At 72.1% G+C, this 11,657-nt stretch carries 11 protein-coding genes; 1 reads left to right on the plus strand and 10 read right to left on the minus strand.

Annotated features, from left to right (window positions below; translation table 11 throughout):
* Positions 1 to 112 precede the first annotated feature (112 nt).
* A complete protein-coding gene (locus tag FBY23_RS06495; RefSeq protein WP_160158177.1) occupies positions 113 to 2,110 on the minus strand; it encodes a FlgD immunoglobulin-like domain containing protein in 1,998 nt (665 codons plus the stop codon).
* 205 nt (positions 2,111 to 2,315) lie between these two features.
* Between FBY23_RS06495 and FBY23_RS06500 the strand changes: the two genes are divergently transcribed.
* Positions 2,316 to 3,896, plus strand: coding sequence for a GAF domain-containing sensor histidine kinase (locus FBY23_RS06500; protein WP_141797401.1), 1,581 nt, complete (start codon positions 2,316 to 2,318; stop codon positions 3,894 to 3,896).
* On the opposite strand, the gene FBY23_RS25890 is transcribed toward FBY23_RS06500, so the two are convergent.
* The 9 genes from FBY23_RS25890 to FBY23_RS06540 form a co-directional block, all read right to left on the minus strand.
* Positions 3,877 to 4,209 (minus strand): hypothetical protein, encoded by a 333-nt coding sequence (locus FBY23_RS25890; RefSeq protein ID WP_160158178.1) that lies wholly within the window; start codon positions 4,207 to 4,209, stop codon positions 3,877 to 3,879. The two genes, FBY23_RS06500 and FBY23_RS25890, sit on opposite strands and share 20 nt — an antisense overlap.
* A 14-nt stretch (positions 4,210 to 4,223) precedes the next feature.
* Positions 4,224 to 6,293: a flagellar biosynthesis protein FlhA gene (gene flhA / locus FBY23_RS06505; RefSeq protein WP_141797402.1), complete on the minus strand. Its 2,070-nt coding sequence runs from the start codon at positions 6,291 to 6,293 to the stop codon at positions 4,224 to 4,226.
* Positions 6,294 to 6,435: 142 nt separating this feature from the next.
* Positions 6,436 to 7,572, minus strand: coding sequence for a flagellar biosynthesis protein FlhB (locus FBY23_RS06510; protein ID WP_141797403.1), 1,137 nt, complete (start codon positions 7,570 to 7,572; stop codon positions 6,436 to 6,438).
* A gap of 6 nt (positions 7,573 to 7,578) precedes the next feature.
* Positions 7,579 to 8,346 (minus strand): flagellar biosynthetic protein FliR, encoded by a 768-nt coding sequence (locus FBY23_RS06515; protein ID WP_141797404.1) that lies wholly within the window; start codon positions 8,344 to 8,346, stop codon positions 7,579 to 7,581.
* A 7-nt stretch (positions 8,347 to 8,353) separates the two neighbouring features.
* Complete coding sequence (gene fliQ / locus FBY23_RS06520; RefSeq protein WP_141797405.1) at positions 8,354 to 8,623, minus strand: flagellar biosynthesis protein FliQ; 270 nt, start codon at positions 8,621 to 8,623, stop codon at positions 8,354 to 8,356.
* 5 nt (positions 8,624 to 8,628) lie between these two features.
* On the minus strand, positions 8,629 to 9,390 hold the full coding sequence (gene fliP, locus FBY23_RS06525; protein WP_260805786.1) for a flagellar type III secretion system pore protein FliP: 762 nt from the start codon (positions 9,388 to 9,390) through the stop codon (positions 8,629 to 8,631).
* Positions 9,387 to 9,803: a flagellar biosynthetic protein FliO gene (locus FBY23_RS06530; protein WP_141797406.1), complete on the minus strand. Its 417-nt coding sequence runs from the start codon at positions 9,801 to 9,803 to the stop codon at positions 9,387 to 9,389. The genes fliP and FBY23_RS06530 overlap by 4 nt, the downstream gene beginning before the upstream one ends.
* A gap of 5 nt (positions 9,804 to 9,808) precedes the next feature.
* Entirely contained in the window at positions 9,809 to 10,612 is an 804-nt protein-coding gene (fliN, locus tag FBY23_RS06535) for a flagellar motor switch protein FliN (RefSeq protein ID WP_141797407.1), read from the minus strand.
* A gap of 5 nt (positions 10,613 to 10,617) precedes the next feature.
* Positions 10,618 to 11,535, minus strand: a complete 918-nt coding sequence (locus FBY23_RS06540; protein ID WP_260805787.1) for a flagellar motor switch protein FliM — start codon at positions 11,533 to 11,535, stop codon at positions 10,618 to 10,620.
* Between the last annotated feature and the right edge of the window lie 122 nt (positions 11,536 to 11,657).

Raw genomic sequence — 11,657 nt, forward strand, 5'->3', positions numbered from 1 at the left:
CCCCACTCCTTGGTCGGCCGTCCCCATCGGCGGCGTCGCCCTCCCAACGCGCGAGGACCCGGATTGGTGACGGTTCCCGGTGGACTTGGGCCCTGCCGTGCTGCGCCACCCGTCAGTCGGTGACCGTGACGGTGACGGGATCGAGATAGAACCAGCCCTGGCCATCGCCCGGACCCTCGCCCGCACCCGGGGTGTCACGACTCACCTCGCCGTCGAGCTGATAGGTGCCCGGGGGCTGGCCGGTGAGATCGATGGTGCCGCGATACGTGCCTGTCGACGGATCGAGCCTGGGGACCTCCATGCAGCAGCGCAGCCAGACAGCGACGATGTGCAGTGAGACCCCGGGCGTGGGCGTGACCTCGACCGTGAACGCGTTGCCCGTCCGGCCGACGATGGCCATGGTGGCCGGCACCGTGTCGTCGAGGCGCACCGTCGTGGAGGCAGGCGTCACGTTCCCGGCCGCGTCGGTGAAGGACGTGCGGACCACGTAGTCCCCGGCGGGGAGACGCTCTCCCTGCGGCCCGGTGCCGTTCCACTGGAAGGACGTGCGACCTTCGGCGCCGTCGGTGACGACGTGGTCCACCACGCTCCCCGTGGCGTTGCTGACCAGGAAGTCGGAGGACCGGAGCGTCGACTGGTCGCTCACGGCGAACTCGAAGCTGTTCGGGGCGTACTGGTCGGGCGCACGGAGGTAGAGGTGGGTGGTCGTCGGAGGCGTCACGACAGGTGCCTCGGTGTCGGGGAGGACGACCAGGCCCTGGTCGGCGGTCGTGAAGGTCGTGGCGGTCGGCGCGGTGCCGCGGGTGATCAGGGCACGGACGGGATAGGTTCCCGGACTGCGCTTCGCCAGGCTGACGACGGTGCGGTAGGTGCCCGTGGCGGCGTCGTACGCGGCGACCTGCGGGTGCGGGTCGTTGTCGTTCGCGGGGGCCGTCGAGACGGCGACCCCGGTGACGTCCTCACCGCTCTTGGGGGTCACCACGACCTCCCAGTTGTAGCCGTCGATCCGGGTCGCGGCCAGCCCGCCCGGAATCGTCGCGTCGATGTCGATGGTCGTGGCCGGGCCTGCCGCGGAATGGCCCCCTGCATCCGTGAAGCGGGTGACGACGCGGTAGCGCCCGGCGGGCAGCGGGCTGCCGTCGTTGCGAGTGCCGCTCCAGCGCAGGTCGAACACCCGGGTCAGTGCGTCCGGCCCCACGCCGCCGCCCTCGGTCAGGGTGCCGGAGGCGATGGTGATGCCGAAGCCGTTGCGGATCTGGTAGGTCTGGCTGGCCAGGGCGCTGGCGTCGCGCACCCAGTAGGTGAGCTTGCTGGTCTCGTAGGTCCCGGGATTCCGCAGGTGCAGCGTCTGCGACGCGGGCGCGTACGGGGCCAACGTGACGACCGGCGCGCTGCGGTCGGCCACGCGCACCGGGATCATCGGGGTGTAGCCCTTCTGCTTCGCACCGATCCGGTCGGTGAACTCGAAGAAGGCGCCCGCGTGTCCGACGTGGTCGCCGCAGTCCGACACGTCGACCGTGGCCTGGATGCGACCGCCGGAGCCGGGGGTCTTGGCGTCGCTGATCGCGCAGTACCCCGTGTAGCTGTCCTCGGCGATCAGGAACCTGGCGTTGGCGAGTGTGATGCCGGGCTTCGGCGCGATGGACATGGTGACATTGGTGGAGTACGTGAAGCCGGCGATGACGCCCTGGAGCGGTACGACGGTGTGCCGGTCGAGCGGCATGGCGTAGTCCTCGACGTCGCGGTTGCCGTCGCTGTCGACGGCCTCCACCTGCATCGTGTAGTCGCCCTCCGGCACGTCCTGGCCGGCGGCGTCCTTGAAGTACCACGGCTCGTCGGAGGCGTCGCGGACCGACTGGCCCTCGACGAGGGTGCGGACCACGGTGCCCTCGGCGTCGAGAATGCGGACGGTGACGGTGGACGGCCGCGAGACCCGCCAGGCCGCGAAGGTGACCGCGCCGACCCCCGTCAGCCCCGTCGAGAAGGTCACCTTCGGCTGGGTGGTGAACGTGATCCGCACGGGCGGGTCGGCCGCCTGGGCCGCGGGCAGCACCGCTCCCGGGACGGTCAGCGCGAGCGCCGTCGTCGCGATCCTCAGCCAGCGCCCCATGTCCACTCCTTCGTCGGCGTCGCCCTCCCAACGCGCGAGCACGCGGTTTGGTGACGGTTCCCTGCGTGCGGGCCCGGTCCGGCGTCCCGCAATTCTCAGGACGGGGGTCCCGGTGCCGATCAGCGGGATGCGCGGGTGGTGGCGCCACAAAGTAAAGGGATAGCCTTCGGAGGTCGGCGATCGCTGGGGAGGGGATCGGTACCTGATGGACCTGGACCAGGACCTCGAGCTTCCGGCGGAAGCGCGCGCACTGCTCGACGCGGTGGTGGCGATCGGGTCCGACCTGGACCTGCGCGGCGTGCTGACCCGCATCGTCGAGGCGTCCTGCGAGCTGACCGACGCCGAGTACGGCGTCCTGGGGATCGTCGACGACCAGGGCGAGTTCATCGACCTGGTGCCCAACGCCGCCGTGGGAGAGCAGTTCGACCAGATCGGCCGGATGCCGGAGGGCCACGGGCTGCTGGGGCTGGTGCCGCGGGAGCGACGCTCGATCCGGGTCGACCACGTCGCCGACCACCCGGTGTCGACGGGCTCGTTCCCGCAGAGCCACCCGGTCATCGACCGCTTCCTCGGTGCGCCCGTGCTGGTGCGCGACCAGGCGTTCGGGCACCTCTACCTCGGCAACAAGCGCGGTGGCGCGGAGTTCAGCGCGACCGACCAGGCGCTGGTCGAGGCGCTCGCCCGCGCGGCGGGCACCATGATCGAGAACGCCCGCACCTACGAGCAGGTCGAGTGGCGGCGCCGCTGGCTCGCGGGCACCGGCGAGGTGGGCCGCGACCTGACCGGGACCACCAGCGTCGAGGAGGCCCTCGACGAGCTCGTGGTCTCGCTGCGCGACCTGTGCGGGGCCCGGCTGGTGGCCTATGTCCGCGTCGAGGCCGGCCTGCTCGAGGTCCGCCAGGTCGCCGGCGACACGATGGCGGCGCCGCGCGTCGTCGAGCGGTACGCCGACCAGATCCGTGAGGTGACCACGTCGCGGGTGCCCGAGCGGCTCCCGCACGACCACCACCGCACGACGCTCGTCGTACCCGTGCACACCCGGCTCTCCGGCCCCGGCGCGATCCTCGTCGACCGCGCGGAGGAGACGCCGTCACTGCGCGACATCATGCTCGACCTGGTGTCGGTCACCGCGGCCCAGCTCGGCCTGATCCTCGACCGGCGCCAGGCGCTGAGGGAGCGGGCCCAGCTGCTGGTGGCCCGTGACCGCGACCGGATCGCGCGCGACCTCCACGACCTGGTCATCCAGCGCCTGTTCGCGACCGGCATGCAGCTCCAGGGCGCCCGTGACCTCGACCCCGCCGAGCTGCGCACCCGCGTCGACGGTGCGATCGGCGAGCTCGACGGCGCGATCAAGGAGCTGCGCTCGGTGATCTTCGAGCTCGGCACCGGATCCGGCCGGCCCCTGCTCGACGACGTGCGGGCACTGCTGACGGAGTACGCCCCGGTCCTGGGCTTCCAGCCGCTGCTGCGCATCCAGGGCCCCGTCGACCGGGCGCTGGCCCCCGAGGCCGGCAGCCACGTCCTCGGCACGCTGCGCGAGGCGCTGTCCAATGTCGCCCGGCACGCCGCGGCGAGCAGCGTCACCGTCGAGCTGACCGCGTCCTCGGCGTGGTTCCGGCTGCGCGTGGTCGACGACGGCCGGGGCTTCGACCCGGCGGCGGGGTCGACCGGCAACGGCACCGGCAACCTGCGGGCGCGGGCCGAGGGACTCGGCGGGCACCTGCTGCTCAGCTCGGCGCCCGATCAGGGCACCGTGCTGGAGTGGGTCATTCCGGCAGTGGGCTGAGGTCCGCGCCGAGGTCCTCGAACGACCCCTCGAAGCCGAACAGGTCGTCGAGGAGGTCCGGCTCGACCGACGGTTCCGGGGCCAGCCCCCGCCGCGCCAGGTCCTCGACCGTGGCCTCGAGCGGCTCCGGGCCCGGTCCGGCGAGCAGCGGCCACAGCGCGCGGACGACGACCGCGGCCGCCGTGGCGCCCACCATCACGACGAGCAGCCGGGTGAGCGCCTCGTCGAGGCTCAGCTCACCGTGCGCGGCGAGATAGCCGGCCGGGGAGGCGACGAGGGCGGCGAGCACGAAGACGTGCAGGTCGAGCATCATGGGAGGACCACCTTCTAGACTCCTGCTCCGAGTGCGGGGCGGGCCCCGGTCGCGGACACCACGGCCACCGAGCGGACCTCGTGGGCCGCGCCGAGCTCGGCGTACGAGAAGACGGGGAGGCGTTCGACGGTCGGCGCCACGAGGCGGCGTACGGCGGCCCGCAGCGCCGGTGCGCAGACCAGCACCGGGCGTACGTCGGTGTTCTCGGCCGACTGCGCCGCCTGGGCCAGACCGAGCAGCACCCGCTGGGCCACGTCCGGGTCGAGGACGACGACCGCACCCTGCTCGGTCGGGCGCAGGCCCTCGAGCATGTGCTGCTCGAGCAGCGGGTCGAAGCTGATCGCGTGCAGCACGCCGTCGGTGACGAAGGAGGCCGCGAGGGCCGGTTCGAGCGCGGCCCGGGCGGCCTCGACCAGGCCGTCGAGGTCCTTGCTGAGCGCGGCGCGAACCGACAGCGCCTCGAAGATGCGGACCAGGTCGCGGATCGGGATCCGCTCCTCCAGCAGGGCGCGCAGCACCCGCTGCACCTCGCCGAGCGACAGCTGGACCGGGGTGAGCTCCTCGATGACGACCGGGTGGGTGCGCTTGACGACGTCGGTGAGCAGCCGGACGTCCTCGCGACCGAGCAGCCGGCTCGCGTGCTGGTGCACGACCTCGGCGAGGTGGGTGGTGACCACCGAGGCGCGGTCGACGACGGTCGCGCCGCCGATCTCCGCCTGGTGCCGCAGCTCGGCCGGGATCCACTTCGCGTCCAGGCCGAAGACCGGCTCGCGGGTCGGGGTCCCGGGCAGCGAGCCGAGGAACTCGCCGATCGCCAGTACCGTGCCGCGCGGCGCCTCGCCGCGGGCCACCTCGGCGCCGTACAGCGTGATCGCGTAGGTGTTCGCCGGCAGCTCGAGGTTGTCGCGGGTGCGCACGGGCGGGATCACGATCCCGAGCTCGCCGGCCACCTTGCGGCGCAGTGCCTTGACCCGGTCGAGCAGGTCGCCGCCGGAGCGGCTGTCGACGAGGTCGATCAGGTCCGCGGAGAGCTCGAGCCCGAGCGGGTCGACCCGGATCTCGGCGACCAGCGCCTCCGGGGTGTCGGGGACCTGGGCCAGCTCGCCGGCCGCGGAGTCCGCGTCGGCGCCCGCCGTACGGTCCCCGCCGGACTCGTCGATCCGGCTCGCGCCCAGCAGCATCAGCCCGCCGGCCACCAGGAACGGCAGCTTGGGCAGGCCGGGGATCGCGCACAGCGCGAGTGCGCCGAAGCCCGCGACGCGCAGCGGCATCTTGCGCTGGAAGATCTGGCCGACGATGTCGGAGCCCATGTCGGAGTCGGCCACCGCGCGGGTCACGATCAGGCCGGTCGCGACGCTGAGCAGGAGGGCCGGGATCTGGGAGACCAGGCCGTCGCCGATCGAGAGCAGCGAGTAGGTGTTGATCGCCTCGCCGAACGGCATGCCGTACTGGGCGACGCCGATCGCGAAGCCGCCGAGCAGGTTGACCAGGGTGATCACGATCGCCGCGATGGCGTCGCCCTTCACGAACTTGGACGCACCGTCCATCGCACCGTGGAAGTCCGCCTCGGCGTGCACCTCCGCACGCCGGCGCCGGGCCTCCTCCTCGTCGATCAGGCCGGAGTTGAGGTCGGCGTCGATCGCCATCTGCTTGCCGGGCATCGCGTCGAGCGTGAACCGGGCGCCGACCTCGGCCACACGGCCCGCGCCGTTGGTGATCACGACGAACTGGATGACGAGCAGGATCGCGAACACGATCAGCCCGACGATCAGCGAGCCGCCGACGACGAAGTGGCCGAAGGTGTCGATGACCTTGCCGGCGTACCCGTCCAGCAGCACCAGCCGGGTCGCGCTCACGTTGAGGGCCAGCCGGAACAGCGTCATCACCAAGATGACCGACGGGAACGCCGAGAACTCCAGCGGCTTGTGGATGAACATCGCGACCATCAGCACGAGCAGGGCGCCGGTGATGTTGAGCGCGATCATCAGGTCGAGCACCACCGCGGGCAGCGGCACGACCAGCATGACGACGATCAGCACGATGCCCAGGGGGACACCGAGCCGGGTCAGCGACTTCAGGGACATGCGGCGGGTACAGCCTCTCGACCGGTCGCGCCGTCCGTGGCACTGCGGGGTGGCGCCGTCCTGGCGTCGCTGGCTCCATCGGCAGGTGTGGGCTGGGGATGAGCGGTTGACGTGCTGCATGAATCCCCGGTCGGCCGGGGATTCATGCACCCTCCGCGGCCCGCCGGCGGCGGGAGAGGGCGAGCACCTCCGGCAGGTCGTCGGTACGACGAGGAGTGCGGTGCTCGCCGCCGTACTGGCCCGCGTGCCGGCGGCTGAGCACGAACGCCAGCACCTGCGCGACCGCGGCCCACAGCTCGCGGGGGATCTCCTGGCCGACCTGGCAGTGCCGGTAGAGCGCGCGGGCCAGCGGGACGTCCTGGACGAGCGGAACCCGCTCCTCGGCGGCCACCTCACGGATCCGGGCGGCGATCGCGCCGGCACCGCGGGCGACCACCCGGGGTGCGCCCTGCTCGGGGTCGTAGCGCAGGGCGACCGCGACGTGGGTGGGGTTGACCAGCAGTACGTCGGCGGTGGCCACGTCGGCGATCATCCGGTTGCGGGCCGCGGCCATCTGGCGGGCGCGGATGGCGCTCTTGACCATGGGGTCGCCCTCGGCCTGCTTGTGCTCCTGCTTGATCTCGCTGTGGCTCATTCGCAGCTGCTTGCCGATCCGGCGCCGCATCATGGCGTAGTCGGCGGCCGCCATGACCAGGCCCGCGACGGCCACGGTGAGCAGCAGCCGGGAGACCTCGGCGGTGACCTGGTGCAGCACGACGCCGATCGGCAGCAGCCCGCCGACGAGCGGCATCATCGACTTCACCGCACCCCAGGCGAGGAACGCGACGACCGAGCTCTTGCCGAGGACCTTCACGCCCTCCCACACGGCGTGCGGGCCGAACAGTCGCTTCGCGCCCTTGAACGGGTCGAGCTTCTTGGGGTCGGGCTTGGCGAGCTTGGGGGAGAGGAAGAAGCCGCCCTGCGCCAGGGCCGAGACGACGCCGACGACCAGCATCATCGAGCCCAGCGCGAGCAGGGTGACGAACACGTGACGCCCGGCGTCGCCGAGCAGGGTGAGCGCCAACGAGACGGACGGGTCCGAGGCGGAGCGCAGCGAGGTGGCCATCATGGTGCGCAGCGCGCCGAGCTCGTGGTCGAGCAGCGGGCCCATCGCCAGGGAGGCGACCAGGAGGCCCAGCCAGCCGCCGAGCTCGGGGGTGCGTGGGACCTGGCCGTCCCTGCGGGCCTGCTTCTTCCGCTTGGGAGTCGGTTTCTCGGTCTTCTCCTCGCTACCGGCCACCGACGATCACCCCGCTCCGGCCATGGTCGCCATCGCCTGGTTGGCGTAGGTGACGAGACGGTCGAGCGCGCCGGGCAGCATCGGGAAGGACAGGCCGAGCAGCAGCAGCGTCATGCCGACCTTGGCCGGGAACATCATGCTCAGCGCGTTGAGCTGGGGTGCGACCTTGGTGAGCAGCGCCAGCGCGAGGTCGGCGACGAACAGCACCGCGATCATCGGCAGCGCCATCTGCACCGCGACGGTGAAGAACATCGAGAACGCCGTCAGCAGCACGCCGTCCCAGCTGGACACGTCGGGCATGCCGGTCAGCGGCAGGTACTTGAACGTGCTGAGCAGCCCGCCGACCACGATCAGGTGCCCGCCCGACACGACGAGCAGCGCGGTCGCGAGCAGCTGGTGGAAGCGGCCGAAGACGGTGTTGGAGTTCATCGCCAGCGGGTCCCACGCCGCGGCCAGCGCGAAGCCGCCGAACACGTCGACCAGCGAGCCGGCGGCGCCGATCGCCGAGAACAGCAGCATCGTCACGTATCCCATGCCCAGGCCGATCAGGGCCTGGGCCGCGGTGGCCATGACGAGCCCGGGCGTCGTACCGGGCAGGTCCTGGGTGGCGAGCGTCGGCGCCATCGCCAGGGACAGCCCGAGCGCCAGCACGACCTTGGCCATGGTCGGGATCCCCCGCGTCGCGAAGGGGGGTACGACGACCAGCCACGCCACCACCCGCACCGAGGCGAGCAGCAGGGCGCTGAGCGCGGCACCGTCGACGGAGAGGACCACGGTCGGCCTAGGCGAGCAGGCCCGGGAGCAGGTCGAACAGCTCGCGGGTGAAGGCCATCAGGGTGTGCAGCATCCAGTTGCCGCAGAACAGCAGCGCGAGGCCGACGCCCACCAGCTTGGGCACGAACGACAGCGTGAACTCCTGGATCTGGGTCATCGACTGGAACAGCGAGATGGCGAAGCCGATGACCAGCGAGGTCGCGAGGATCGGCGCCGACAGCTTGAGCGCCACCAGCATGGTCTTGAGGGCGATCTCGATGATCGCGGTGTCGGTCATCGCAGCTAACCCGTCCCGTACGACGCGACGAGCGCCTTGATGATCAGCGCCCACCCGTCGACCATCACGAACAGCAACAGCTTGAACGGCAGGGACACCATCACCGGCGGCATCATCATCATGCCCAGGCTCATCAACGCCCCGCTCACGACGATGTCGATGACCAGGAACGGGATGAAGATGATGAACCCGATGACGAAGGCGTCCTTGAGCTCGGACAGCACGAACGCCGGGATCAGGGTGGCGGTCGAGACGTCGTCGCGGTTCTCGGGCAGCTTGCGGTCGGCGACGCTGGTGAGCAGTTGCAGCTCGCCGTCGTCGGTGTTGTCGAGCATGAACTCCCGCAGCGGCTCCATGCCGTCGTGGAAGGCGGCTGAGGTCGTCTTGTCGCCGTCGAGGTAGGGCTGCACGCCGTCGCTGTTCACCTGCGAGAGGACCGGCGACATGATGAACAGGCTCAGGAACAGCGCCAGGCCGGCGAGGACCTGGTTGTTCGGGGTCTGCTGGAGGCCGAGCGCGTTGCGGGTCAGGCCGAGCACGACGAGCACCTTCGTGAAGCTGGTGCAGGTCAGCACGATGGCCGGCAGCAGGCTGAGCAGGGTCAGGGCGAGGAACACCAGCAGGCTGTTGCTCGGCTTGTCGGTCATCCCCGACAGGTCGATCTGCACGGTGACGCCGCCCTTGCCGGGCCCGTTCGGCCCCTTGGGCCCGCTCGGGTCGGCGACGACCAGCGCGACCCGGGTCAGCGCGAGGGACAGGGTCGTCACGACGCCCGCTTCCCGGTGACGGCGGCCATGGCGTCCTTCCAGGTCTGCGGGGAGAGCACGGAGCCGCTGAGGGCTCCGGTCGGGCTCGCCGCGGTGGACGGTACGTCGATCGGCTCGGACTCCGGGTCGGGCGGGGTCAGGTCCAGGCCGACCTCGTCGGGCTCGACCTCCGCCAGCAGCGTGATCTGCTGCTCGGTGGTGCCGAGCACGAGGATCCGGGTGCCGACCGAGACCACCGCGACGCCCTGGCCGCGACCGAGGGTCTGGCGCTGCACGACCTGGATCGCCGCACCGGCGGGGGCTTTGAACCGGCGGTTGGCGAAGCGGGCGATGAGCAGCAGCAGCCCGACGACGAGCGCCAGCGAGCCGACCAGGCGCACGGCCAGCTCTCCGAGGCTGATGCTGTCGGACATCGGCGTCAGACCGCGGCGTTCGCGTCGAGGATCTCGGTGACCCGCAGGCCGAAGTCCTCGTCGACCACGACGACCTCGCCGCGGGCCACGAGACGGCCGTTGACGAGCAGGTCGGCGGGGCTGCCGGCGGCGCGGTCCAGCTCGAGGACGGCGCCCGGGGTCAGGGCGAGCAGGTCACGCACGGTCATCCGGGTGCGGCCGAGCTCGACGGTGACCTCCATGTCGACGCCCTGGAGCAGCTCCAGGCCGCGCGGCGGTGCGGCGGCCGCCGAGAAGGCGGGCACGAACGGTGCCTCCTCGACGAGGTTGGTTGCGTCGTCTCGTGACGGTTGCTGCGCAACCTCCTCGACGTCCAGAGGCTCGCGGGCACCGGCGAGGGTGGCCTCGGGGACCAGGACGGCGGCCGCGATGCCGGCGCCGATGAGCGGCACCACGCTGAACGGGCCGCCGAGCTCGGCGGTGACGTCGTACCCCTCCACGTCGAGGTCGAGGGTCCGGGCGCCGCGGGCGTGGGCGCCGAGCCGGCGGGCGGCGGCGTCGAGGGCCGGCTGGACGGCGGCGGCCACGTCGAGCGCGCCGATCGGGCTGCTCGCGAGGGCCTCGACCAGCTCGGTGCCGACGAGGACCACGACGCTGCCGGGCACGCCGCCGTCGAGCTCGGCGATCGCGCCGCCCGCGAAGGCCGCGGTGACGTGCGGCGAGCCGGGCTGCGCCGGGCCGGGCGTCAGCGGCGTGACAGCCGGGAGGGACGCGGCCGCGGCGACCGCGACGGCCTCGGCGAGCAGGGTGGGGTCGAGCACATCGGTCATGGGGATCAGGACTCCTCGGGCGTGGTGACGATGAGGGCGGCGAGGCGCTGGCCACGGGCGCCGGGGGTGGCATGGGCGAAGGTGTTGCCGGCGACGGTCACGTCCAGCGGCGCGGACGCCGGGTGGGTGAGCCGGAGCACGGATCCGGGGCGCAGGTCGGCCAGCGTCGCCGGGTCGACCGGGATCGGGCGGAAGCGCACCGACACCGACACCGGGACCCGCTGGAACTGGTCCTGCAGCAGCTGCGCCGAGTGCGCGCGCTGCGCCCGCTCCCGCTCGGAGACCGCACCGTTGCCGGTGGCGTTGGCGAGGTGGGGGAGCAGGCCGCTGAACGGCAGGCACACCGAGACCCGGTGCGCCCGCTCGCCGATCTTGAGCTCGAGGGTGACCACGACCATCACGTCGGCGGCGCTGGCGACCTGGGCGAACTGGGGGCTGTACTCGACACCGGTGACGTTCGGCTCGAGGGTCACGATCCCGTCGAGGGCGTAGCGCATCTCGCCGAGCAGGCGCTCGACCAGGCCGCGGATCACGCCGTCCTCGATCTCGGTCAGCGGCCGGTCCGGCTGCTCGTCCGAGCCGGGCCCGCCGAGCATGTGGTCCAGGCACGACATGGTCGCGAACAGCGGGATCTCCAGCACGCCGGTGCCGGGGATCGGGTCCGCCGTGAACAGCGTCATGTACGTCGAGGGGCCCAGGCTGTCGACGTACTCCGCGTAGGTGCGCTGCTCGATGCCCGCCAGGGTCACCGTGCACACCGTGCGCAGCGAGCTGGTGAACACCGTCGTCGCCTGGCGCGCGAAGCTGTCGAACCCGAGCTGGAGCGTGCGCTGGTGCTCGCGCGAGAGCTGGATGGGTCGCCGGAAGTCGTACGGCGTGGGTTCGGCCGTGCGGGGTCGGCGGCGCGGCCGCTGGAGGGTCACGACGAGCCCATCGTCGCGGCCGGAGCCGACCTGAGGGGTCATCGGGACGCCGGGCGGTCAGGGTCCCGTGGTCCGTTCGGACTACGGAGGGTCCCGGGGAGGGTCCCGGGCCGGGCCGCGTG

Origin of the sequence: Nocardioides sp. SLBN-35, assembly GCF_006715725.1 — a bacterium.
Lineage (GTDB): Bacteria > Actinomycetota > Actinomycetes > Propionibacteriales > Nocardioidaceae > Nocardioides.

What these genes read in the sequence shown, in the direction of transcription:
- FBY23_RS06495 (WP_160158177.1), bottom strand. Translation starts at nt 2,110, where the DNA reads ATGGGGCGCTGGCTGAGGATCGCGACGACGGCGCTCGCGCTGACCGTC.
- FBY23_RS06500 (WP_141797401.1), top strand. Translation starts at nt 2,316, where the DNA reads ATGGACCTGGACCAGGACCTCGAGCTTCCGGCGGAAGCGCGCGCACTG.
- FBY23_RS25890 (WP_160158178.1), bottom strand. Translation starts at nt 4,209, where the DNA reads ATGATGCTCGACCTGCACGTCTTCGTGCTCGCCGCCCTCGTCGCCTCC.
- flhA (WP_141797402.1), bottom strand. Translation starts at nt 6,293, where the DNA reads ATGTCCCTGAAGTCGCTGACCCGGCTCGGTGTCCCCCTGGGCATCGTG.
- fliQ (WP_141797405.1), bottom strand. Translation starts at nt 8,623, where the DNA reads ATGACCGACACCGCGATCATCGAGATCGCCCTCAAGACCATGCTGGTG.
- FBY23_RS06530 (WP_141797406.1), bottom strand. Translation starts at nt 9,803, where the DNA reads ATGTCCGACAGCATCAGCCTCGGAGAGCTGGCCGTGCGCCTGGTCGGC.
- fliN (WP_141797407.1), bottom strand. Translation starts at nt 10,612, where the DNA reads ATGACCGATGTGCTCGACCCCACCCTGCTCGCCGAGGCCGTCGCGGTC.